Source organism: Terriglobales bacterium (assembly GCA_035567895.1).
Classification (GTDB): Bacteria; Acidobacteriota; Terriglobia; order Terriglobales; family Acidobacteriaceae; genus Gp1-AA112.
In genome coordinates this window covers 57,014-81,396 of record DATMPC010000014.1, presented here as the reverse complement: position 1 = coordinate 81,396, position 24,383 = coordinate 57,014, and the positions used below count along the sequence as shown (strand labels likewise).

The window sequence follows — 24,383 nt, the reverse complement described above, 5'->3', positions numbered from 1 at the left end:
GGGTTAAAATCCGCTCCAGTTGCCCAAGGTATCTTCGCGCAAGAAGAAGAAAAGGATAGGAAATTGGACTACCTAATTCCGGCAATCGCAATCATCGTTGGGCTCTACGTGATTAGTTCGATCAAGATTCTGGCGGAGTACGAACGCGGAGTTATCTTCCGTCTCGGACGCCTGCTGAGCACTGCCAAGGGTCCGGGCGTGATCCTGGTCTTCGCTCCGATTGATCGCATCGTGCGCGTCTCACTTCGACAGGAAGCCCTCGAGGTTCCACCCCAGGACATCATTACTCGTGACAACGTCACGCTGAAAGTAAACGCGGTCATCTTTCTGCGCGTGATCGATCCGAATAAGGCGGTGGTTGAGGTCTCGAATTACGTCTATCAGACCTCCCAATTCGCGCAGACGACTCTGCGGTCGGTCCTCGGCGAAGTCGAACTTGATGAACTCCTATCGCATCGCGAGAAGCTAAATCTGCGAATTCAGACGATTCTCGATCAGCACACGGCGCCCTGGGGTGTGAAAGTCGTCAACGTAGAGGTCAAGCAAGTCGATCTGCCTGAGAGCATGCTTCGCGCCATGGCTAAGCAAGCCGAGGCTGAGCGCGAAAAGCGGTCGAAGATCATTCACGCCGAAGGCGAGTTCTCAGCCGCGCAGCGGCTCGCGGACGCCGCACAGGTTTTGTCAACTCAGCCGATGACGCTGCAACTTCGCTATCTGCAGACTTTGACTGAGATCGGCGTTGAGAAGAACACGACCATCGTGTTCCCACTGCCGATTGAGCTGATGAGCAGCCTGAACAAGATTTTGGAAGCGCACGCGCAAACTGTTAAGTCTGCGCAATCGTAGAGGATTGGATGTCGGAACAGCAGGATACAGAAATCATATTGGGAACGGGAAAATTGCTGGCCATTTTCTTCGTTCTCGTGGCAATTTGCGGAACTTTTTTTGGCCTGGGTTACGCGCTGGGCCGAAACTCGGGTCCCATGGCGCTCCAGAACGGAACTGCCACGGCTGCGAATCCGTCCGGCGCCAAGACTGGCGCGGGTGTTACGGTGAGCTCTCCGCGAGTGGTAGCCGCCTCTACTCCCGACGTCAGCGCAAGTTCGCAGGCGGAGCAGGCGCCTCCAGTGCAGTCGCCAGTAGCTAATGATGAGACCTCATCGGCCAATACTCAGTCAGGACCGACGGTGTCGTCGCCTACAGCAGCTAACACGAAACCACCGACCACCCCCGAGTCGGAGTCGGCTCCTAGTGGCAATATCACGGTGCAAGTTGCAGCGGTCACTAAGCAAGAAGACGCGGACGTCCTAGTCGCGGCTCTGCGCAGAAAGAACTATCCCGTGTTCGTTGCTCCGGGAACGAATGTCGACAACCTTTACCACGTACAGGTTGGACCATTCGCGGAATTGAAGGACGCTGAAGCAATCAAGAGCAAGCTCGCAGGCGATGGATACAACGCGATAGTCAAGAAGTAGTCCGGACAAACTTAAAGCTCCCAAGAAGGTACATTTGAATGGCGACTACGCCGACGACTGCCCCAACCGCTCCTCAGCCCGCTGCTGCGATCCCCACTCCCGCATTGATTACGGCAATGGTGAAGTTCAATGCCAAAGTCAGCGACTTGATCATCTCGCCGCATCGTCCTCCGCAAGTTGAATTGGGTGGACAGTTGGTGGTCGTGCCCGGACTTCCCGTCCTCTCGGCGCAAGATACTGCGAGACTGGCCGCTGACCTCATTGGAACGAACAAGCGTGCCGCAGACTTTCTAAGAAACGACGGGGCTTGCGATACCTCATACAGCATTCCCGATTTGGCACGATTTCGCGTCAACGTTTTTCGTCAGCGGGGAACGTACGCGGTTGTCATGCGCACGATTCCGATGGTGATTCCGTCTTTCGAAGACCTTAAGCTGCCGCCGCAACTGAAGGACGTTGCGGCGCTTAAGAACGGAATCGTCCTGGTGACTGGTCCTACAGGTTCGGGAAAGTCTTCCACACTCGCAGCCATCATTCGCCTCATCAATGAGACCAAGGCGTATCACATCGTCACCATCGAAGATCCGATTGAGTTCATGCACCCGCATGGCAAGTCGACGATTCATCAGCGCGAGTTGCACAGCGATACGCCTACATTTGCGCTAGCCTTGCGGGCAGCCCTGCGCCAGGCTCCAAAGGTGATTCTCGTTGGCGAGATGCGCGACCGCGAAACCATCGAGATCGCCATGACAGCGTCCGAAACCGGTCACCTGGTGTTTTCGACCTTGCACACGATCGACGCTCCGAAGACCGTGGAGCGCATTATTGGAGAGTTTCCGGTAAGTGAGCAGACCGCCATCCGTAACCGACTGGCGCAATCGTTCCGCTACATCGTTTCTCAACGCCTGCTGGCACGCAAAGACGGCCATGGACGCATTGCCGCTATCGAGATTCTCAAGTCCACCATGCGTACGCGTGATTACGTTCAGAATGGCGAGAAGGATGGGCAGTCGCTACACGACGCAATGAAAGACGGCGAACTCGAAGGCATGCAGCACTTCGACGGCGTGCTGGAGAAGATGGTCCGCGACGGCATCATCACCAAGGCCGCGGCCATCGGCTACGCAACAAATGCCGGCAACCTGAACCTTTCCCTCTCCGATTACGAAGAGACCGAAGCCTAGAGCCTCTTGTGGAGGCCGTGCCACCCGCTGATTTTGCGCCCAAAGAATAAAAATGCCCTGCTGGTTGGCAGAGCGTTTTTACTCAATCGCAACGATCGGCGGCTGGAGCCCTATACATCATGCCGCATATTAACTCTGATGTCTTCCGGTGAAAGTTGGTTGTTCACCGCTCAAACGGAGTCAGATTCGCGGACTGCTCGTCCGTGGCCATGACTAAATCACGGCCCCACGTCCCTAATCAGGCTGGTGATTAGCAACTACCAAAGGTATTACCAACCGCAAACGGTTGAGACCGTCGGCAACATGGAAGCTGAACCTCGAAGCCAGAGAATGAACAGCTTATCCAAAGCATTTACGCCTCTTTCTTCATTCCCAGCTTCAACCTGCCCTCATCACCGCGCGGATTGTTATAATTCCATGAGGGTCGTGGCTCGACGCTCCCAACCTGTAGTTGCAAATCCAGATTGGCCAGGTAGCTCAGATGGTAGAGCGCAGCCCTGAAAAGGCTGGCGTCGGGGGTTCGATTCCCTCCCTGGCCACCATAACTACTGCGCATTGTATAACTTCCTTCCCTTCTTAATGCTCCGCTTCCGGTATCGTCGATTGGGCCGCCTCGATCATGAATGCCTCTACGTCTCTGGTAACAAGAGACATGTGCTGTGGCAGATAGCAGCCCAGAAGCCTTTGGCGTCGACCACATTAGGTAAAAGTATTTGGCAAGCGCTGCACGGGCATTCATCCTTATGCTCATCCTTATATATGCAGGCATTGACGAGCCATTGGCGATGACACGCGCGAGTGCAACAAGCTTCTACGCTTCAGCAAGGTAATCCCGGCTATTGGGGATCGACCTGATGAAATGAGAGGATTTTTGCAAAACAGAACAGTTGAATCGCCAATGGCTTGATTGTGGTATCGAAACTGGGCGTCTTTATCGGCCCGTGAGTACCCACACGGGAAACCGAATCTAATTACTCGTAGCGCCGCGGTCTGGGAATATCTACCGAGGCTATTTCAATCATTTCCCAGAAAGGGATTCCGATCTCATCCCCAACGCTTTTAGATAGCCCTCGTTCACACGACATTTTTGCAGCTGGACGTTCTCCACTAGCTCGCTGAAGTCACGGTTGATCTTCTCCTGTTCAGGGCGGGCCTTCAGCCTGTCTTGGACGTGTGCGGTCTCACGCGGAAGCTTTGCGAATCTCACGATTGTTGCCCAGTCGACCGGCGGGACAATGCTGACTACCGCCGATAGCTTTTCCATCTTCTTGTAGGGCCAAAAAGCCCAGCCGATGTTGTTAGCTTCGAGGGATTTTACGAACGTGGCGATCCAGTCATCCGTATTCTCTCCGGATTCGCCCAACCAGATCGGCACGTCATAGCGATCACGAAAATTGATGTACTGCCGCAGCACGCTTTCATCCGGCGCTGTCCAGTATCTGTGAAACGTATAGGCGACGTTCGCATCGAAGGGTCTCCCGAAAACGGAAAAGTTACTGTCCCACTGCGCGCCGCCGAGAAAGAGAATATGGTGGACATCGACCTTTCGGATCTCGGCTGCAAGCTTCTTATACAGCGGTTCCAGCGAGGGGTTCAAAAGTCGCAGCTCGGGAAAGTGTGGGATCGGTTCATTCAGCAGGTCGTATCCGAGCACAGCCGGTTCCTCGCTGTAGTGCGTCGCCAGGCGCCGCCAGATGGCAATCAGGTGCTCCTGCTCTTGCGGACTCTGATACAGCCATGGATAACCGCCGCTGTCATCGATGTTCGTGCCGGTCTGACCGCCCGGGGCAGCATGCATGTCGAGAATCACATACAAGCGTTCGGCGCGGCACCAGGAGATTAAGCTGTCCAACAGCTTGAAACCCTCCGCGTCATCGTTCTCGAAAAGGCCGTAGTGCATTGGGACGCGAATCGCGTTGAAGCCGGCCCGATGGAGGAACGCAATGTCCTCTCGAGTGATGTAGTTCTGGCGGTACTTCGTCCAAAACGCAGCTGAACCTTCAGGTCCAAGCAGTTCGAACAACAGCGTATGGATCTCACTCGGCGATTGCGGTCCGCCTTCGAACAACCACATGTACCCTTCCGGCAGCAACCAATTTCCCAAATTGGTTGCCCGAATCAGCAGCGGTTTACCGGCTGCATCCACGATCTGTTTGTGGTCGGCGTGCGCGAACTGCGCTCTTGCTTGGGAAAGCATCGCAAGAACAAGAAGAACCTGCAGCAGGATTCTCGAATTCGACATGATTGTCTTGGTCAAAAGCCTACACTATTCCCCGCAGCATGCCCCACCTGGGGCGGTTTTCGTCAGGTGGGCTTCGGCGATCTCGATTCGGAGCGAAGTTGCACAATCTCTTACAGGAACCGAGTTGAGTTGTGCTTTGGACGTAAGCCATAACGCCTCGTCAACCAGCACCCAAGGGACGAACGGCGGGACTATTTCTTCAGATATTCCGCCGGGATCGCGTTGTCCGGCGTTTCCCCTGCCACACGATACCGTGTCGGTCTCAACAAAGGAGAAAAATGAGGCGCACGAGTTGTCAGTAAGGGAGTTTGAAGTGGGCGCGCAAGAAAGGAAAGGTTTGGGAGTTCCGCTGGAGAAGAGATCAGGAAAATTCCGGCTTTCTTATCAATGCCGCCGTGGATTGACCCCTTGCGTAGGTACCAAGGGATCAAGAAGAGGTCGATGCGACACCGCAGGATCCCGGTATTACGCGAAAGACTTTTAGAAGTGGGCTGAAGCGCTTTGAAAGTGGATCGCGTGCCAAAGGCATATTTGCCGATTGACGGGACGCAATAGTTCGCGGGGGCAGTCTACACGATGCTGGTTTCAGAAACTCGGCCGTCACTTTCAGCAAAGAAATGGTGGCCGAGTCTGAATAGAGTGACTGCGGCAGTCATGCCGGTGATAGCAACAAGTGGCCCGCCCATAAGAATTCCCAGCATGAGAGTCAATAGGAAGAGACTTCCCACCCGTCCCAAAGACCATCGCCATTCCAACAGTGGAAGCCCACAAGCATAGAGCGCGGCAAAAATCACGAACGTCGCGCCGCCGACTATAAGACCTCGCAGCACGGTCTGGCCATAATTCTGGACTCGGGATGAATCCAAAATGGCTCCGCCCCAGCTATACCCGGCAATCCCGGCAGCGAAAGAAGGCAATACAACATACAAAATGACGGCGTGAGGTGCCATCACCACCCGAAGGAAAAACAGGGAGGCAGCGAGAGCCGCAAACGCCGCAAACCAAAGTGCGGCTATAGGCTTTCGTGCCGATGGTGGAAAAGTGCGTACGGCCAAACCGGTCTCCGGAGCACACGTCAGAGGCGATGATGATTCACCAAAATGAGTGTGTCACATCTATCACATTTTCTGAAGCCAGTCGCGAATATTTTTGCGCAGTTCGCGCTACGACAAGTCTGCGCCTCCCGGGCTGATCGCACCCAAGAATTGTGAGACCTGGCGCGCAGTCGCACTACTTTCATCTCTCCGGAATGTTATGCGATGCAAATCCACAGGCGCAGGTCGTGAAGCCCTTCTCGCGCCGTACCAGCGTTTGCCTCAAGAATGACAGCTATTCTCTGACCGGCAGTCCGAGCTGCTGCCGCCAAGTAACGTTACGCAGGTGCCGACCTCGTGGCCATTGTTGCTTGTCGTGCGTGTGGCCGCCCCTCAACAATTGCCGCAAGATAGCCAATGTCAATCCCACCGCCCCACCACTACTTCCGCGACCTCTGCAAGACGCCGGTTTGGATGACTAGGTTGTTCGCCAACTCTGGTGCGTTCGCCTATGGAGAGTCGTGGTGCGGACTTTTTTCGTTGTCGGCCTTTTAGCAGCGCTCGATCCGTGGAGCGCGTCTGAGATTGAAGCACGCTCGAGTCGTACGGCGGGAGCAACGCCGATACTCCAGAGGAGAACGGATCAGATCGCAGATAATCGTATACAGAAATGTTTGAGGACTTCCGCGCTCGGTAACGAATAAGACGATGGCGCGTCTGATCTGCATGGTTGCGAACCGCCGCAGGTTTCTGAAAATCACTTCTGTTTCTCTTATCCAAACGCTGTTTCTCCCCTGTCATCGTTTTGCTCTCGCATGGTCGGCGGAGCGGAATCAATCGGCGATTTCTTATGCGCTGGCGAAGCTCCGTCAGCAATTTGAGGGCGATATCGTCCTACCGTCTGATCCGAGTTACGACGTCGCGCGAAGAGTGGAAAGCTTTAATCCAACGACCGATCGGCGCCCGCAGCTCGTAGTGCGCTGCGCGAATCATGATGACGTGGTCCGTGCCGTACGCTTCGCGCGGGAACATGAGCTGGAAGCCTCCATCCGGGCCGGCGGTTTTGACGTGCTTGGGGCTTCAACGTGCGAGGGGGGCATCGTCTTTGAACTATCTCGAATGAAGCAGGTCAACGTTGATCTTCAGCGCCGGACGGCGACAGTTCAGGCGGGAGTGCGCGCGGGGGAGTTGAGCGCCGCCGCAGAGCCCTACGGACTGGCTGCAGCCCTAGGGTGTCATCCGGGCATCGGCGTTGCCGGGCTGACACTCGGAGGTGGCCTGGGCTGGCTCGCCGGCAAACACGGGGCGGCCTGTGACAATCTGGTCGACGCGAAACTGGTTACTGCTGATGGCAACACTCTGCACGTCAGTGCAGACGAAAATCCGGATCTGTTTTGGGCGGTCAAGGGTGGCGGCGGAAATTTTGGAGTCGTGACTTCAATGACACTTAGGCTGCATCCTGTCACGCAAGTCTTTGGCGGGGTGGCAGCGTACCGGGGCGACATCGCGGCATTCCTTCGCTTTTACCGCGACTTCATGAAGCAGGCACCCGACGGACTCACGGTCGAGCTCAGCATTCGAGTGCTCGGTAAGCCGACGGTTTTGGCGACCGCATGCTGGAGCGGCGATCCTACGGACGGCAACCGCGTGCTGCGCCCGCTTCGCGAATTCGGGCCGCTAGCGGACGCGATGGGAATTGTCCCCTATAGTCATCTCATCGACCGCCCAGGGCCGGAGTTCGGCCGCCGATTGTTTTCTGAGACTGCGGCGCCTCCACCTTCGGCCAAGCGTCGTTGTTTCGACTACTGGAGAGGAGGTTCATGGGAGCAACTGAGCGATGCCGGCGCCGACGCGATGGCGAACACCGTGCTGAATGCGCCATTTGGATGGTCCATTGGCATCGGTCATTACATCCACGGCGAAGTCAGTCGGGCGGGGGAAGCGGAGAGCCCATTGCCGCGGAGAACGGGCCAAGCTACGTATTTCTTCGATATGGGCTGGTATGAGCCGTCAGACGCCGAAGCCGCCATGGCGTGGGTGGACAAGTGCCACGCCGACATGAAGTCTCATTCCAGCGCAGGAACCTACATCAATTACCTCAGCTGTGACAGTCCATCCGCCGTTCGCGCATCTTATGCCTCGTCATATGCGAGGCTCGCGTCATTGAAGAGAAAGTACGACCCATACAACTTCTATCATCTAAACCGAAATATCCGTCCCACTTAGCGCCTTCGAGATGGCGTTCGCTGCGACCTCCGCAGACCGGCATGTGTGCAATGGTGTCTTGAACCTTCAACCGACGATTTAAGGATCAGCGGATTAAAGTTGCTTGTTTGCACAGCCAATTGCGGCCAGTCGTTATCGGTTGTTACGAAACTTTGTTACGACGACTGATGTCCAATGCGGCGGAAACCCTCATGAATACTGGGTTTGGTGAGCGCGGAGGGAATCGAACCTTCAGCCTACTGATTAAGAGTCAGTGAAACCTGGAGCGCTTCCTTTGCAATCCCATTTTGTGCCTGATGGCCATGTTGGCCGGCTTCTTCTTTGGCGCACTTGCGATTGTGCTCGCCATTGTGGGACTCTATGGAGTCATTTCCTAAATGGCCGCGCGCAGAACCTGCGAAATCGGCATTCGCATCGTTCTCGGGCGGATCGTGGAGATATCCTCGGCATGATCATGAAAGACGACGCCGCAATGTCTGGCGTGGGAATACGTGCTGGAATTGGATTGGTCGCGGCCCTCGGACCGGCAGCGCTCTCTCTCCTTTTCCTACCGATCCTGCGACTCTTCTGATCGCCAGCGTGCGCGTAGCTGTGATCGCCGCGCTGGCCAGCGCGGTTCCCGCCCTGCCAGCAGCGCGCCTAAACCCCTTCGTGGCGCTACATGACGAGTGACGTAAATCAGAATTTCTCCTCCCTGTGCTCGAGGTTGTTTCCTAGCGTGTTCCCTAGATCGTCACAGTCAAATTGTCGGCAATCGAGAAACTGCCAATCGAATGTGTTTCAGTGCTCCGCCTTGTTCGCCTGAGCTAGCGTACTCTCGATGGCTCGACGAACCTCTCCTCGCCGCTCTTCAGTGTCAGACCAGGAAGATACCGCCGTTTTATGGGAGTCGATCATCGTCAATGCCTTTTCGGCATATTGCCGTGCGAGATCCTTCTGGCCGTCTGCCAAATAGGCGTCCGCAAGGTTAGAGCGGGCGTCGGCGGAATCGGGATAAGCGAGGAGATTCAGCTCGAAGACCTCAATTGCATTCTTGACATCGCCAGCGCGCTGATAGTCCTCAGCGATGATGTCAACCGCGACCTCGGGCCACAACTGGGCCTGAGGATCTTTGCGCCGGGCTTCCAACAATTGCTTCGTGACTTGAGCCGCTCCGCCCGGCTCCTGCAGCTGATTCAGGACTGTCGCTGCTGCGAGCGTATCGGCGGGGGCGCGACCTGGAACCTTGATGAGTGTGGTCACAAACCAATAGACAATCATGCCTGGCAGCTCGGGATGGACCTGAAACATGTCCGTCCCGTGGCCGCCGCGGGCACGAACCTTGCCGCTGCTTTCGGCGTCGGAGGTCTCATACCAGCGCCAGGGCGCGTTCTCGGCTTGGGAGTAATGCACCAGCTGCTTGCTCGAGCTGGACGAAGTGGCATAAAGCAGTTTCATAGCATCCTGTGTGGGTGGGTATTCATCATCGTCGGAGAAGACGAAGAGCTCAGGTAGCTGCGACGCCTGATGAAGAAACTGCAAGCCGTCGCGCATTGTTTCGCCCGACATCAGTACAAGCGACTTTAGGGCCGAGTGGCGCCGCTCAACCTCGACGGCGTTATCGACCCCGAGCCAACCTGCTCCTGCTGCCCCAATCAGGTTGTGATCAACGCTTGGCTGCGAGCTCAAATATTCAAATGCGACGTCAACATCGTCCGGCCAGGCGCGCCGGTACTTACTGCGCTCATCGTCAGTGAGTTTTGCCAAGAGCGTGCCGCTTTCGCCAAACCCGCGCAGATCGAGCGTCAGCGTGTTGATTCCTGCGGCAGCGAGCTGCCGGGCTACGCGTTCCCAAGACTTGCGCGTGCGGGTGTTCTGATGCAGCAGCAGCACACCGGGGCCGAGCTTCGCTGCGCCAAAGTAGGTGGCCTTCAACGGTGTGCCGTCGGCAGCCTTCAGATCGACGATCCGTGCTGCAGGGTTCTGCGCAAAAGCAACACAACCTATGATGAACGTCAGTGCAAACACGCCCACATGTTTCCTCATCCGCTCTCTCCAATTCACCGCTTACCGCGACCGCGCAGCGTCATTTTTGATAACTTCGCCGCCTTTCATCACAAAGACGACATGTTCCAATTCGGCGATATCGGCGACCGGGTCTCCGGCAAAAGCGATCAGATCTGCAAATCTTTCTGGTTCGATGGCCCCAATGCGGTCCTGCCAGCCGAGCATTTCGGCTGCATTGCTGGTGATGGCACGAACCACGTCAAGAGGCGGCATTCCTGCGTCGCGCAGCTTGACCAAGGTCGCAGCGCTCGCTTGCCCGCGCGACTTTCCCGGGTAAAACCAACACATGTCCGAGCCAGCGGCAAACTTCACGCCTGACTTCAGCACTCGCTCGACCAACTGATCGTAGGACTGTTTGCGGCGTGCATTGCTAGTAACAGCGTCAGTGCGGGAACCGCGCGAGATGACTATGCTCGGCTCGGCAATTTTCATGTAGAAGAAGTCGTTGAATGTCGGTGTCAGGTCGAGGAAAATGCCGGCGTCGCGCATCTGCTTCAGTTGCTCGTCGGTTACATCATTGCCATGCTCAATGGAATCTACCCGGGCATCGATGGCGGTTTGTATGCTGACCCTGTCTACCGCATGAACGGCAACCTTGAGGTGCTCCCGGTGTGCTTCTTCGACGACGGCTGTAAGTTCGGCAACGGTCAGGTTCTCATCGGCCGTGACCTTGATCACATCGACGTTTTGGAATGCGTTCCGCCGCACCGCCCGCCGCGCCTCGTCTGCTCCATCAATCAGCAAAAATTCCTGCTGCAGGATTGCGTCAGCCAGACTGGGATTTAGATTTTGGACGTACGAACCTCTGGTGATGAGTTTGCGTCCGGCGGCGAGGATCCTTGGACCGGGAACGCGCCTTGCATTGATCGCGTCGCGCAGCTCGGTGTCGCCGTCAATACCGGAGTGTCCGAGATTGCGGACTGTGGTGAAGCCGCTCTCCAAGTCTTCGCGAGCTGATTGCGCGCCCATCAGCACGCGCTTGCTTGGTGACTCAATGAGAGCGAGCAACAACCCCGGAGCGAACAGTCCGTTCGAATGGCGCTGCTGTTCCAGTTCCGGCGGCACAATGATGCCGAGAAACAGGTGTGTATGGCTGTCAATCAACCCTGGCAGTAATGTCTCGCTGCCGAGATCGATCGTCTGGGCGCCGGCCGGAGCGCTGAGCTGCGAAGGCGACCCAACCTGCTTAATTTTGTCTCCTTCGCTCAGAACGGCGGCCGGCGAGAGCACCTTGCCGGTTCGCGGATCGAGCAGCCGGGCGGCTTTGACCAGAGTGACGGGAGCTGCAGATTGGCCGCGCAATTGCGCCGTTGAAACCAACGCCACGAGTACTAAAACGGAAAATAGCGCGAGCTGTCTGATACGAGTTGACCGCTCCTCTGCGACTAACTGCAAGAGTTGCGAAAGAGAAATCCGGATTGCGCTCAACATTGGCTCCTACGCAGTAAGGCAACGCTACTACATGGTACGTAGAGACGTCAATTCGAGCATCCCGACTCAAAAATCAGACGTTATCGCTTCAGGAAGAAGCAGCAGGCGGTGTGTGCGATTGTTTGGAAGATGCCGGCCGCGAGCACGGCGGCAAATAGCGATGCCAGTATCAGGCTCGTTGGGCGGTGGGCTGCATATGGCCGAGCCGCCAACTGGGCCAAGCGATCGCTCAGATGAGAAGTGGCTGTTGCTTGCAGAAAGAGCGATGGCTCGGGCGCAGCAAGTTTGGCGAGCGCTGAAACCAGTGCTTGTCCTTGCGCACGCGCGATGACAGATTCATCGCAGGAGAGCTCGCGATAGAGTGCCATCCGTGCACCGGCGAGCCAGAGCAGCGGATGGAACCACAGAACGCACAGCGAAACTTCGTAGAGCAGACGGATTAGATTATCGCGCCGTCTCGCATGAGCCAGTTCATGAAGCAGGACAGCATCGAACTCTCGCTGATCGAGTAGCCGATCGATCCCCCAAGGAAGGAAGATGTGTGGCCAGAGGATACCGCCGACAGAGGGCCCGTGATATCTGGTGTCGAAGCTCACGGGGATGCCATCGGCTATGAAACCGGAGGTCACGCTCCCTTCGCTCGAGCGGGCCGCACCTCGGTCTTCGCGACGCTCTTTGCGTATACGCCACATCAATCGCATTAACATGGCGAAGCCGCCCGTTACCCATATCACAGCAAGCTCAACCGCCCTGGGGCCTTCAGTCATATCCCATATCGGCCCGCCAATAGCACCGAGCGGTCTAGCCCACGTCAATTGCGACGCCAAAAACTTATCGATTACTGCGCCTACCGGTACAAAGAAATTGGATGCGGTCGCGACCCATATCCAGTATTTCGTGGTGGCGTTTGCGCCCCGGATGGATGTAAGCAACCACGCTACGGCGCCCACAATTGACGCATACAGAAGGTGGACACCGAAGTAATACATCGAACGCGCAATATGCTCATGCATGTTTGCCACCGCGGCTGCGGGCATTCTTGTCATTGCGGGCCGCACCCTGCAGCGCCTTCAGGTCGCGCAGGGTAAGGCTGCCATTTTCTAGCAGATTGGAAACGAGAAGACGCGGCGAGCCGCCAAACAGGTCCAGCAAGTCGCGTACGAGTCTACTTCGATATTGGCTCTGATTCAGGGCTGGCGCAAAGAGTTGGGCGTTGCCGATCTTCTTCACCTTTTTCAATGCGCCCTTTTCCTCAAGCCTATAGACGAGCGTCTGCACGGTCGTGTAAGCCACGCGTTCGTCCTCGGGCAGACTTTCCAGAATCTCGCGTACCGATGCGGTTCCCAGCTTCCAGTACTGCTCCAGAATGCGGGTTTCGGCTTTTGAAAGACGCAGCTCTTCCATGATCTCCTACTCGTTCCGGCAATCCTACTACAAGAAACGGCAGTCTAGACAACCGCTCGGTATCCGAAGGAATGCAAAACCCGTGGGCCGCTGACGAGAGATTTGGATGAAAAAAGTTTGGGGTACCCGTTCGCTTCCGGACACCTAAAAATTGACGGTGGACACTTCTAAGCGTCATTGTTCCACAAAGTGTTTCTCCTTGTCGTTTCTTCTCAGGAAGTTACGCGTTGCGTTAGATTGGTAAAACTCTTGCCACTAGGGTTTTCGCTCGGTATTGGCCGTCAGCGGTATGCCAATGACTGTGCTGAAGGACGACTGACATCGTGGGACTCATGCAGGAGCTACGCTATGCGCTGCGCCAGATGCGCAAGAGCCCGGGATTTGCGGCGATCGCCATCGTTACGCTTGCGTTGGGGATCGGCGCAAGCACAACCATGTTCGCGGTGCTGAACGCAGTATTGCTCCGGCCCATTCCATTTGCTGATCCAGCCCGCCTGGTAAGAATCTTTTCCACGCAGAGTGGCGCCGTTCTCGGTCCGTCGCCGATAGATCTGCGCGACTTTGCTGCCCAAAATCACACATTTGAAAAGATGGCAGTTTACGATGTGTGGAGAAAGAACGTCAGCTTCACTAGTGGGTCGACGGAACCTGAACAGATGCGCGTCGGACTGGTTCCCGGGGAGTATTTCGAAGTCCTTGGCATCAAGCCTCTGATGGGCCGGCTTTTTGAAGATGAAGAGAACCGTTGGGGGAAAAACTTCGTAGCCATTATCAGTTACAGCTTCTGGCAGACGCGTTTTCACGGGGATCGCGCGGTCCTTGGCAGAACGATCCGAATCAACGACGAGCCTTATAGCATTGTTGGGGTGACGCCAGGTGAAATTCCCGATTTCTGGGTTGGGACACCGCAGGGCAAAACCGAGCTCTGGACGCCGTTCGTACCGTACGTGAATGGCAACTATTCGGTTTGGGCGGAAAGCTCGCGAGGGGACCGTGGCTGGGGCGCCATCGGCCGTCTGAAACGTGGCGTAACGATTCAGCAGGCTGACGCAGATCTTGCGCGCATCGCAGGCAGTTTGGCGGCGCAACATCCGGTGGACCGCGAAGTAGGAGTGACGCTACAGCCCTTGCAGGAAGACCAGGTCAGGAATTTGCGTCCGGTTCTGCATCTTCTCATGGGAGCGGTTGTTCTCATCCTTCTTATTGCATGCTCGAACGTTGCCAATCTGCTGCTGGCACGGAATTCTGGACGGACCCGCGAAATCGCTGTGCGCACCGCCTTGGGCGGACAGAGATCGGAGCTGATTTGGCAATTCACAATCGAGAATCTAACTCTCGGATTGCTTGGTGGAGCGGCCGGCTGCGCTCTTGCGTGGTGGGGTTGCGCTACCGTGGCCAGAGTTCATCCCCCGCAATTGCCACAGCTCGCTGCGGTAACTGTTGATTATCGCGTGCTCGCGTTCGCATTTCTCACATCCGTAGTCAGCAGCCTTATTTTCGGCACCGTGCCCGCGCTGACCAATTTGAAAATCAGTCCAGCGGAAGCATTTAAGGAAGGTGGCCGTAGCAATACCGCCAGCCAGAGCCGAAAACACTTGGGGCGCGTGTTCGTAGCGAGCGAGATCGCATTTGCAGTAATGCTCGTGATCGGAACTGGTTTGCTGATACAGAGCCTGATTCGATTACAAAACCAGAACACCGGGTTTCGTCCAGATCATCTGTTGAGAACGCATCTGTTCCTCCCACCTATGCGTTATCCCACTACCGCCAGCATTACGCGCTTTTGTGACGAATACGCATCGCGCGTGCGGCAGCTGCCCGGAGTGCTCGGCGCGACAATAGCCGCGGCGAGCCCGCCGGATGATCAATGGAAGCAAAACTTCACTATAGACGGCCGTCCGGTTTCGGGGCTTGAGGACACACCGGTTGCTGCCCGAAACGCGACCGATTCTCATTATCTGCACACGCTCGGAATTCCGCTGATCCAAGGCCGAAATTTCTCAGATTTGGATACTGAGACCAGTTCGCGTGTCGCTTTAGTGAATCAGGCGTTCGTGATCAAGTATTTTCCGACTGAAGACCCCATAGGCAAGCAGCTCCGCATCAGCGGGGCACAACAGGTGAGGCCCGGAAACTCCCCCGACGAGGTTTTCACAATCGTGGGTGTAATCGGAAACACGACGAACCGAGGTCCGGCGCTTCCGCCGATGCCGCATTTCACCACGCTATTTCGGCAGACACCCGATTTGAATGTCGGGTTCAAAAATTTGATCGTCCGCACTGCGCTGGACCCGTTGCAACTTTCCGCGTCCATTCGCCACCAGCTTCATTCGCTCGATCCCAACCTGCCGTTCGCAGAAGTTGCAACGATGGACCAACTGATCGCGCAGCAAACGGCAGATCGTCGATACACCACCGGGTTGCTGGCGCTGTTCGCAGTTTTCGGATTGGCGCTGGCGGGAATCGGAGTGTACGGAGTTGTTTCGTACATCGTTGCCCAGCGTACGAGTGAAATTGGGGTACGCATGGCGCTAGGCGCACAACGCGTGCATGTCCTGAGACTGGTTATTCAGCAGGGAATCGGCATGGCAAGCATTGGGGCGGCTGTGGGACTTCTAGGCGCGTGGGCTTTCCGAAGAGCTGTGGCGCAACTTGTGTTCGGCATTTCACCTGCGGACCCGCTGACATTTTTTGCAGCGGCGGCATTGATTGTCGGCCTGGCAGCTGTGGCATGTCTGGTTCCAGCGCTAAGGGCGATGAAAGTCGATCCCATGGTGAGCCTGCGACACGAGTAAATGCCCAGAACCTCGCTTTCTTTCACGACCAAATTACGTCCAACCTAGCTGTTTTTTCGAGAGACCTTGCCCCCTCGGACTGCGAAATGATCGAATCGGGACGGTGTTCGGAAGAGCGGATTCGGTGTGAGCAATAAATTCAGACTGATTCTGATCATCTGTGCAAGCTTACTTCTGGCCCTTGTCTCGAATTTCGCGAATTGGGACACGCGGCCGCGAGTCACGCTGCTCATCCCCGGTGGTGGCCCCCTCGGTCATCCCATGTTGATGACGGTTGTCAGTATTCCCACGAATGTGCTGCATTCGCGCGCCTTGGTTTTTCGCATACAAATCTACTTCCACTAACAGCGAGGAGCCCGGGGCCCTCGCAGAAAACCCCAGCCGCAAGGCTGGGGTTTTCGTTTTTGCGTGAGATAGCTTCGAAGCTGCGCAGCTTCGGAGCTACTGCCGATTCGCTGTTAATACGCTGATCAGGCACTGAACAGTGAATTAACAGCGAAAATATCAGCGAATTTAACAGTGAAAACGAATTTTCGCGCGAAACCCGCATAAACACTGGGGGGCCCGGAAGGGGCAGTGAATTAACAGTGAAATTGCAGTGAATGCCAGGACTCGTGAAGCCTAGGACCGTCATCGTTCTGCGCCTCCCTTTCTTGTAAGCGGAGCCAAGCTGCGAAGCTCCGGACGCCGAAGCTGCGAAGCGATTGTCGATCTCCTCTTCCGTGGTACCCCGACTCGCTAGAAAGAGTCAAGGTTCTTACCGTCGCTCGCTGTGGAAATTAAGTTCAGGAAATGGGGACAGGTCGTTGTTGTTTTGCCGTTGCAGTTGGTTTAGCCAATCGCTGTTCCTTCTTGAAACTCGAAACCTGAAACCTGAAACGCCGCTTGCGTTTCCCTGTTCCCTGTCCCCTATCCCCTGGTTTTCCGTTGGCCGTTCACTTCACGTCCTGAGCGAAGTCGAAGGATCTCGGGTTGGCCTTGGCCCGGTCACCGGATTCTGTTCGCCAATCCGTAGTTAACTTCACCCATCCGCTACCGCGAACGGTTCTGACTTCACTTCACCCGATCACCCGATCCTTCTCTGTCCCCTGTAACCTGTCTCCTGCGCCTTTGCATCTATCCTACTCTGTGGTATAGTTGATCGTGATCTTTATCGAGTTTCGGGTGTTTACAGAAAGGCTGTACCGGCTCGCAAAGGACCACGCTGAGAATGTTCTGCTCGCGATTCAGGAAGATCTCCTGCGAAATCCCGAACGTGGTTCGGTAGTACCCGGCCTGGCTGGAATCCGCAAGGCTCGGGTTGAGAATCCCGGGAGAGGCAAGGGAAAGCGTGGAGGATTTCGCTATATGTACTACTTCCTGGAGCGTGACGAAGAGGTCTATCTCATGTTCCTGTTTGACAAGGGAGAGCAGGAAGACCTGAGTGAAACTCAGAAGCAGGTGCTGCGGCGAGCGGTTGGTGCGCTGAAAGGAGTGTAATCATGGCCAGGAAAATCCAGGTTTTCGACGACTTAATGGAAGGGTTTCGCGAAGCCATTGCTCTGAAGAAGGGTCGGAAAACAGGCTTGCGAATCACCGAGATTCCCCGCGTCAAGCCCATGAAGCCGAGAGAAATCAAAGGAATCAGGCTCGCCCTTGGGGCAAGCCAGTCGGTGTTTGCTCACGTCCTGAATGTCAGTCCCAAAGTAGTTCAGAGCTGGGAACAGGGCGTGCGCCGTCCCACAAGCGCAGCGCTGAAGCTTCTTAGCATCGCGCGAAGCAACCCACAGATCCTGTTGCAGCCATAACGAAATCGTCCTTCGCTTTCGCCGTTGCCTTAGGCTGATTGCTGATTGCTGATCGCTGATTGCTGTGTTGGTTTTGGCTGCTTGCGGTTGCTGTTGTCCCTGGCTGGAGACTGGCAGCGATTACCTCACCCATTCGCTACTGCGAACGGTACTGACCCTGTCCCCTGTGACCTTCGCCGTTTCCTTCGTGACCTTCGTGTTCGCTCTAGGTCTCGGCTGTTTTACTTCACCCAGCGGCTACTGCCGCCGGTACTGACCTGTCCCCTGTCCCCTATCCCCTGTACCCTACGTCGTCGGTTCACTGAAACAGAGGATGTAGCCGTCAGGGTCCGCGACGTAAAAATCCAGGCATGCCCAGGGTCTTTGTTCGAGGGATTTGATCACTTCCGCCCCACGCATTTCGAACTCGCTGAACAAGCCTCGGATCCCGGACACGGAAATGTACGCGTCCAGATGTTCGTTCTGTTTCCGGTGCGCTCGGTCAGCGGCCAGTTTCGCCGCATGCTTAAGGTGGATCGCGAATCCGTCCCGTTTGACGCCCGCATAGAACGACTGATACTTGAAATCGAGCTCAAAGCCGAGCCGGTCACAATAGTACGCAATCGCTCGATCCAGATCGTCGACCAGAAACTGCGGAGCGATCCCGGTAATCTGCGCAGCACTACGAACTGCTACTGGAGCCATCTCATGCCTCGACGGGTAATGGTATACGAGGCTTGCTGAGCTCCGTCAATGGCTGTTTCCTGTTCCCTGTCCCCTGGTTTTCCGTTGGCTGTTCACTTCACCCGATGACCGATTTCCTACCTGTCCTCTGTGCCCTGTTGTGGCCATCCTGAGCGGAGGAGGTTGCGCCGCGCGGTGTTGCCGTTTCCTTCGTGACCTCGCTGTTTCCTTCGTGACCTTCGGGATTTCGGGATTTTGCGTGTTTGCTTTCACATCGTGTCATGCTGCGTGTTTGCTTCCACACCGTGTCATCCTGAGGCGTGATTTTCGCCGAAGGACCTTGCGGTTGGGGTTGGTGTTTGGTTTGAGGTTGGGGTTGACTGGGCACAGACAGAGTTTGAGGAGGCTTCGGGATGACAGAGTTTGGGGGCACTCGGACTTCGCCCTAATTCCCAATTTGGCAATAGGAAAAGCCGCGTATTTGCGAATCGGCGGATTTGTGGTTAACTGTGCCTTCGCCTCCCACGATGCCGAAATCGAAGAAGAGCCCATCCAAGCGCCCCATTGACCGGTACGAGCATAAGGACAAGAAGCGCGTCAACAACCCGCAAGTAGGGCTGGTTACTCCTGAGACCGATCCGGTTGTGCCCACGCACGCGACTTATGACTACATCGCTCCTGTTCCATCGGTGAAGCCGCGGAAGGAATTGGACTACGATCCGCATCTCGATCCGCAACTGGTGTGGGCGGGCAAGAAGGAGCACAGTTCGTTCGAGGTGCCGACGGTCTCGCTGCACGTCCACGAGCGCATCGATCCCTACACCATCATCAAGGCGGTGAGAAAGAGGAACGGCAACGGAGTGCCAGTGCAGCCGTCGCTGTTCGAGCGTCCGGAGGAGCACCGCCCGCTGCGCGAAGAGATCGACTTCTACAAGCATCCGCACGGCTGGTCCAACCGCCTCATCGCCGGCGACTCCCTGCTGGTGATGAACTCGCTACTGCAAAAGGAAGGCATGGCCGGCCAGGTGCAGATGGTCTACATCGACCCGCCGTATGGAATTAAGTACGGATCGAACTTTCAGCCGTTTGTGAATAAGCGCGACGTCAAAGACGGAAAGGACGAAGACCTGACACAGGAGCCCGAGATGATTCGCGCATTTCGGGATACATGGGACTTAGGCATTCACTCCTATCTGACATACCTTCGTGATCGGCTCCTGTTGGCACGCGAGTTGTTGAGTCCGAGTGGCAGCGTGTTTGTACAGATAAGCAATGAGAACCTGCATCACGTAACAGAATTACTTGACGAAATATTTGGCTCCAACAATGCGTGCCCAATCATTCTTATGAGAAAGTCAGGCTGGGCAGCAACATCTCTGCTTCCGCAAGTCCACGATTTCATACTCTGGTATTCGAGAGACAAAGAGCGCGTTAAATACAATCAGCTTTACGTAGCCAAGATGTACGAAAACATGGGAGAGGTTTCGGGTGCTTGGATCGAGAGCGATAACGGAAGTAAAGCACGGCCATTGTCGAAAGAAGAACGAGAAGACCCCAAACTGATTCCTTCCGGCTGGCGCCTCTTCTTCCACGATAATTTGACTTCTGAGGGCAGCAGTTCCACTAGCTCTGGGCCCTTCGAGTTCAAGGGCCGCAGTTATTGGCCCGGCGCTGGGAAACGTACAGATCGACACTGGAAAACACCTCCCCCTGGCTTGAGTCGGCTGGTCGCCGCGAATCGATTGATGGCGGTGGGAGATAGTTTGCGGCAAAAGCGCTATTTCCAAGACTTTCCGTTCTCGCCCTTAAGCGACCATTGGGATGATACTGCCGTTAGCGGCTTCTCAGAGCCAAAGGTATACGTCGTACAGACGAATACCAAAGCTGTGGACCGGTGTGTTCTTATGACGACCGATCCCGGCGATCTCGTTCTCGACCCTACCTGCGGTTCCGGCACGACCGCCTACGTTGCGGAAGAGTGGGGTCGCCGCTGGATTACTTGTGATACATCGCGCGTAGCGATCACACTGGCCAAACAGCGGTTTATGACGGCCAATTTCGAGTACTACGAGCTTGCGCATCCGGAAGAAGGGGTGAGCAGCGGGTTCAGGTACAAGACCGTTCCACACGTTACTCTCAAGTCGATTGCAAATAATCCGGAAATTCGCGAAGGCATGCCGCGCGAGCAGATCGATGTTGCTGTCGCTCGCTACGCGGAGCAAGAGACCCTCTATGATCAGCCTCTTGCGGATAGGAGCCGAGCACGCGTATCGGGTCCGTTCACCGTCGAGGCCGTTCCGGCTGCTACCGTCCGTTCTCTGGATGAAGTTGAAAACGCACAGAAGCCGCCTGCCGACAACTCCATTTCCCGAACTGGGACCACCCTCCGTCACACCGAGTGGCGCGATGAGCTGCTGAAGACCGGGTTGCGTGGCAAGAGCGGCAACAAGATCGACTTCTCCCGCGTCGAGCCGCTGTCGGGCACGCGATGGTTGCACGCCGACGCCGAAACCAAAGGCGTGAAGCCGGAGCGCGTCGTGATCTCCTTCGGTCCGGAGTTCGGTCCCCTCATCCCGCAACAGGTTGAGCTTGCTTGGCAAGATGCGCGGACGCTAATCCCCAAACCGGCGATCATCGTCTTTGCCGCCTTCGAGTTCGATCCGGACGCCGCCAAGGACATCGACGAGCTCACCAAAGAAAAAACCGGCATGACCTTCCTGACGGCGCAGATGAACGCTGACCTGCTCACCGAAGACCTGAAGAAGAAGCGCGCCAGCAACCAGAGTTTCTGGCTGGTGGGCCGTCCCGACGTCGATCTGCGGCGCATTAAAAACGGCGACGACAAGGGCAAGTGGGAAGTCGAGGTCAACGGCTTCGACTACTACAACACCCGCACTGGAACTATCGATTCCGGCGACACCTCCAAGATCGCTATGTGGCTGCTCGACACCGACTACGACGGACGTAGCCTCTATCCGCGCCAAGTGTTCTTTCCCATGGCAGCCGACGACGAAGGCTGGGCCAAACTCGCACGCAATTTGAAAGCCGAGATTGATCCCGATTTGATCCAGCAATATCGCAAGACTGTGTCGCTACCATTCGAACCGGGTGAGTACAAGCGAATCGGGATCAAAGTCATAGATGACCGCGGTATCGAGAGCCTCAAGATCGTCGAGGTCAAGTAATGGCAACCGCAGCGACCTCGGCGAGTATCAACCAACTCATTATTTGTTCACCTTACGAAGAGCCAATCGAGCATTGGAAATACGATCGCGAGACTCGGCGGTTTACCCGCGAGCCTGGGCGACGCCCAGCTGGATACGTGCGCGCATCCGAGGCATCGAAATCCTTCGACGATCCCGGCGAATTTATCGAGTTGCCGCTGGTGAACCAGATTCGCCCGAGGGTGAAGGCGTGGCGTGAGGCGGATTATCCGGGTGCGACCGGAATCAGCAAGCGTCTGCTCAAGCATTGGCGCGATATGGAGCAGCGCGAGCCCACGCGTCGTTTTTTCTTCTGTCAGTTGGAAGCAATCGAGACATTGATGTGGCTTGCAGAGTCGCCCGAATCGGAGCGAGTGGGAATCAAGGTACCGGGCGATGGCGGACGGTTCACACGCCTCTGCGCCAAGATGGCGACCGGATCGGGAAAAACCATCCTGATGTCGATGCTGATCGCGTGGCAGGTGCTGAATAAGGTCACATATCCGCAGGACAAGCGTTTTTCGAAAAATATCCTGGTGATTGCCCCTGGCCTGACGGTAAGGAACCGGCTGGAGGTTCTGGTTCCGGGCAGCGCGGGAAATTACTACTCTGAGTTTCAAATTGTGCCTCCCGGCCTGGAAGACAAGCTGCGCCAAGGTCAGAGCTGCCGCGTGCTAGTGCGCAACTGGCACAAGCTGGATTGGGAAAGCGACGAACAAATCAACAAGCGTCGCAGCGTGGACAAACGCGGCGCACTCAGCGACGAGGCCTACGTCCGCGAGGTGCTGGGCGAGATGCACACGGCGGAGAACATTCTCGTCATCAACGACGAGGCCCACCACGCCTGGCGCGTACCGCCGAAGGTGAAGATTGCCGGTGTCTCCAAAGATGAATTGATGGAAGCAACCAAGTGGGTAGGCGGGCTCGACCGCATTCACAACGCTCGCGGAATTCTCGCCTGCTACGACATGACCGCGACTCCGTTCGCGCCTACTGGACGCAAGAGCAGCGAGGAAACGCTCTTCGGATGGATCGTCAGTGACTTCGGTCTGAACGACGCTATCGAGTCAGGACTGGTGAAGACGCCACGCGTAGTCGTGCGCGACGACGGCGAAATGACCAGCAAGTACAAATCGAAGTTCTACCACATCTATACCGACCCCGAGGTCAAGACAGACCTCAACCGCAAAGCGACGCCCCATACTCCTCTTCCCGATTTGGTAAGCATGGGCTACTACTTTCTCGGCAAGGATTGGTTGGAGACAGCTAAGCAGTGGGAAAGAGAAGGCAGAGCAAAAACTCCTCCGGTGATGATTACCGTCGCCAATATTACGCATGCCGCCGCACGAGTGCACTATGCCTTCACGCATAAAAGAATTCGCCTTGAAGAGCTGTGCGATCCAGAGAAGATCCTGCACATCGACTCCAAGGTGCTCGACGAAGCCGAGGCGCAGGATGAACCTGAACCGCTGGCGGTAGTCAGCGGCGCAGCAGAACCACCTGCAGTAGCGGGTGGCGCAGTATCAGCGGATGACGCAGGAGACGAGGTCGATGAAGATGACGTAACTGACGAGAACGGATCCGGTCCGCGCAAGAAGCTCACAAAGAAAGATCGCGCGGAACTGATGCGCAGGACTGTGTATACGATTGGCCGTGAAGGTGAACTAGGGGCGCCGATTCAGAACGTGATTTCGGTGGGGATGCTGTCCGAAGGATGGGACGCCAAGACGGTGACTCACATCATGGGTTTGCGCGCTTTCACTTCTCAACTTCTGTGCGAGCAGGTTGTGGGGCGCGGACTGCGGCGTACGTCCTACGATGTCGATGAGAAAAGCGGGCTCTTCCGTCCTGAGTACGTGAACATATTTGGCGTGCCGTTCACATTCCTTCCGCATGAAGGTAGCGCCGATGCGCCACCACCGCCGCCCACGACCGGCAAAACAAGAATTGAGCCTCTCGTGGATCGTCGGGCAAAATACGAAATCGCATGGCCGAACGTAATTCGCATCGACCATGAATACCGTCCAGTGCTGAAGCTGGATATCCCGAAGATAAAGCCATTAGTCCTAGATGCTTATAAGACTCCAAAGATTGCCGAACTCGCGCCCATGATCGATGGGAAGCCGGACTTCACGAAGTTAAAGGAAATCGATCTTGAAGATCTGGCGAAACGGTTTCGGATGCAAAGGATCGTCTTCGAAGCCGCTAGCGAGGTTCATGACCTGATGGCTCCGAAGTGGACGGGCAATCGCGAATATCTACTCGCTCAACTGGTGCGGCTGGTGGAACGGTACATCGAGGGTGGTCGCGTTGTGGTTGATCCGCCACTATTCAATCAGGACGACAAACGGCGAAGACTAGTGATCACCCTGAACATGACAAAGCTCGTTCAGCACATTTGGGAAGAGATTCGTTTCGAGAATTCCCTTACTCTTGAACCGATCTTCGACACGGAGCGGCCGATACGATCAACCGGAGACGTGCTCCCTTGGTACACGAGCAAACCTTGTGAGCACACGCAACGTTCCCACATCAATATGTGTGTCTACGACAGCAGGTGGGAGGCCAATGAAGCGCAGGAACTCGATCGCAATCAGAACGTCCGGGCGTGGGTTAAGAACGATCACCTGAACTTCGAGATTACATATTCGTTCAAAGGCGTGATTCACAAGTTCCGTCCTGACTATCTAGTTCGACTAACCAACGGAACGACGCTGATTTTGGAAGTTAAAGGCCAAGACGACCAGCAGCAACAAACCAAACGTCAATTCCTGTCCGAATGGGTGAGGGCTGTGAATGGGCATGGTGGCTTTGGTGTTTGGGCTGCCGACGTGTCGCGACACCCGAAGGACGTGGTCGAGATTCTGCAGAGGCACAACACTTAGAAACCGCG

Annotated in this window: 18 protein-coding genes and 1 tRNA gene; 12 read left to right on the top strand and 7 right to left on the bottom strand. The window is 55.9% G+C overall.

Going from position 1 to position 24,383, the window contains the following annotated elements; all coding sequences use genetic code 11:
• Positions 1-63 precede the first annotated feature (63 nt).
• The 4 genes from VNX88_05135 to VNX88_05120 all read left to right on the top strand — a co-directional run bounded on the left by VNX88_05135 (position 64) and on the right by VNX88_05120 (position 3,201).
• A complete protein-coding gene (locus VNX88_05135) occupies positions 64-846 on the top strand; it encodes a slipin family protein (protein ID HWY68025.1) in 783 nt (260 codons plus the stop codon).
• Between the two features lie 8 nt (positions 847-854).
• Positions 855-1,475, top strand: a complete 621-nt coding sequence (locus tag VNX88_05130) for an SPOR domain-containing protein (GenBank protein ID HWY68024.1) — start codon at positions 855-857, stop codon at positions 1,473-1,475.
• Positions 1,476-1,513: 38 nt separating this feature from the next.
• Positions 1,514-2,659: a PilT/PilU family type 4a pilus ATPase gene (locus VNX88_05125; GenBank protein ID HWY68023.1), complete on the top strand. Its 1,146-nt coding sequence runs from the start codon at positions 1,514-1,516 to the stop codon at positions 2,657-2,659.
• Between the two features lie 466 nt (positions 2,660-3,125).
• Positions 3,126-3,201: transfer RNA gene (locus VNX88_05120), tRNA-Phe, on the top strand.
• Positions 3,202-3,677: 476 nt separating this feature from the next.
• Here VNX88_05120 and VNX88_05115 read toward each other — a convergent pair.
• Complete coding sequence (locus VNX88_05115; GenBank protein HWY68022.1) at positions 3,678-4,901, bottom strand: cellulase family glycosylhydrolase; 1,224 nt, start codon at positions 4,899-4,901, stop codon at positions 3,678-3,680.
• A 569-nt stretch (positions 4,902-5,470) separates the two neighbouring features.
• Positions 5,471-5,956 carry a hypothetical protein gene (locus VNX88_05110; protein ID HWY68021.1) on the bottom strand — a complete coding sequence of 162 codons (486 nt, stop codon included), beginning with the start codon at positions 5,954-5,956 and terminating at the stop codon, positions 5,471-5,473.
• 687 nt (positions 5,957-6,643) lie between these two features.
• Between VNX88_05110 and VNX88_05105 the strand changes: the two genes are divergently transcribed.
• Together VNX88_05105 and VNX88_05100 are read left to right on the top strand one after the other, a co-directional pair.
• Positions 6,644-8,161 (top strand): FAD-binding oxidoreductase, encoded by a 1,518-nt coding sequence (locus VNX88_05105; GenBank protein ID HWY68020.1) that lies wholly within the window; start codon positions 6,644-6,646, stop codon positions 8,159-8,161.
• Between the two features lie 448 nt (positions 8,162-8,609).
• Positions 8,610-8,732, top strand: a complete 123-nt coding sequence (locus tag VNX88_05100; GenBank protein HWY68019.1) for a hypothetical protein — start codon at positions 8,610-8,612, stop codon at positions 8,730-8,732.
• Positions 8,733-8,941: 209 nt separating this feature from the next.
• On the opposite strand, the gene VNX88_05095 is transcribed toward VNX88_05100, so the two are convergent.
• From VNX88_05095 to VNX88_05080, 4 genes are all read right to left on the bottom strand, one after another.
• Positions 8,942-10,186, bottom strand: a complete 1,245-nt coding sequence (locus VNX88_05095; GenBank protein ID HWY68018.1) for a hypothetical protein — start codon at positions 10,184-10,186, stop codon at positions 8,942-8,944.
• A 21-nt stretch (positions 10,187-10,207) separates the two neighbouring features.
• Positions 10,208-11,638, bottom strand: a complete 1,431-nt coding sequence (locus VNX88_05090) for an amidohydrolase family protein (GenBank protein ID HWY68017.1) — start codon at positions 11,636-11,638, stop codon at positions 10,208-10,210.
• Between the two features lie 80 nt (positions 11,639-11,718).
• On the bottom strand, positions 11,719-12,684 hold the full coding sequence (locus VNX88_05085) for a M56 family metallopeptidase (protein HWY68016.1): 966 nt from the start codon (positions 12,682-12,684) through the stop codon (positions 11,719-11,721).
• The gene (locus VNX88_05080; GenBank protein HWY68015.1) at positions 12,644-13,042 is read right to left on the bottom strand and encodes a BlaI/MecI/CopY family transcriptional regulator; all 399 of its coding nucleotides are present in this window, start codon (positions 13,040-13,042) and stop codon (positions 12,644-12,646) included. The genes VNX88_05085 and VNX88_05080 overlap by 41 nt, the downstream gene beginning before the upstream one ends.
• A gap of 332 nt (positions 13,043-13,374) precedes the next feature.
• Here VNX88_05080 and VNX88_05075 point away from each other — a divergent pair, with 332 nt between their 5' ends.
• The 4 genes from VNX88_05075 to VNX88_05060 all read left to right on the top strand — a co-directional run bounded on the left by VNX88_05075 (position 13,375) and on the right by VNX88_05060 (position 17,624).
• Positions 13,375-15,837: an ABC transporter permease gene (locus VNX88_05075; GenBank protein HWY68014.1), complete on the top strand. Its 2,463-nt coding sequence runs from the start codon at positions 13,375-13,377 to the stop codon at positions 15,835-15,837.
• Between the two features lie 126 nt (positions 15,838-15,963).
• Positions 15,964-16,182 carry a hypothetical protein gene (locus VNX88_05070; GenBank protein HWY68013.1) on the top strand — a complete coding sequence of 73 codons (219 nt, stop codon included), beginning with the start codon at positions 15,964-15,966 and terminating at the stop codon, positions 16,180-16,182.
• 792 nt (positions 16,183-16,974) lie between these two features.
• Positions 16,975-17,316, top strand: coding sequence for a hypothetical protein (locus VNX88_05065; GenBank protein HWY68012.1), 342 nt, complete (start codon positions 16,975-16,977; stop codon positions 17,314-17,316).
• Between the two features lie 2 nt (positions 17,317-17,318).
• Positions 17,319-17,624, top strand: a complete 306-nt coding sequence (locus tag VNX88_05060; GenBank protein HWY68011.1) for a helix-turn-helix domain-containing protein — start codon at positions 17,319-17,321, stop codon at positions 17,622-17,624.
• 285 nt (positions 17,625-17,909) lie between these two features.
• Here VNX88_05060 and VNX88_05055 read toward each other — a convergent pair whose 3' ends face one another.
• On the bottom strand, positions 17,910-18,308 hold the full coding sequence (locus VNX88_05055; GenBank protein ID HWY68010.1) for a VOC family protein: 399 nt from the start codon (positions 18,306-18,308) through the stop codon (positions 17,910-17,912).
• Between the two features lie 488 nt (positions 18,309-18,796).
• Between VNX88_05055 and VNX88_05050 the strand changes: the two genes are divergently transcribed.
• Together VNX88_05050 and VNX88_05045 are read left to right on the top strand one after the other, a co-directional pair.
• A complete protein-coding gene (locus tag VNX88_05050; GenBank protein ID HWY68009.1) occupies positions 18,797-21,472 on the top strand; it encodes a site-specific DNA-methyltransferase in 2,676 nt (891 codons plus the stop codon).
• Entirely contained in the window at positions 21,472-24,375 is a 2,904-nt protein-coding gene (locus VNX88_05045) for a DEAD/DEAH box helicase family protein (GenBank protein ID HWY68008.1), read from the top strand. Before VNX88_05050 ends, VNX88_05045 begins: the two co-directional genes overlap by 1 nt.
• Positions 24,376-24,383: the final 8 nt, after the last annotated feature.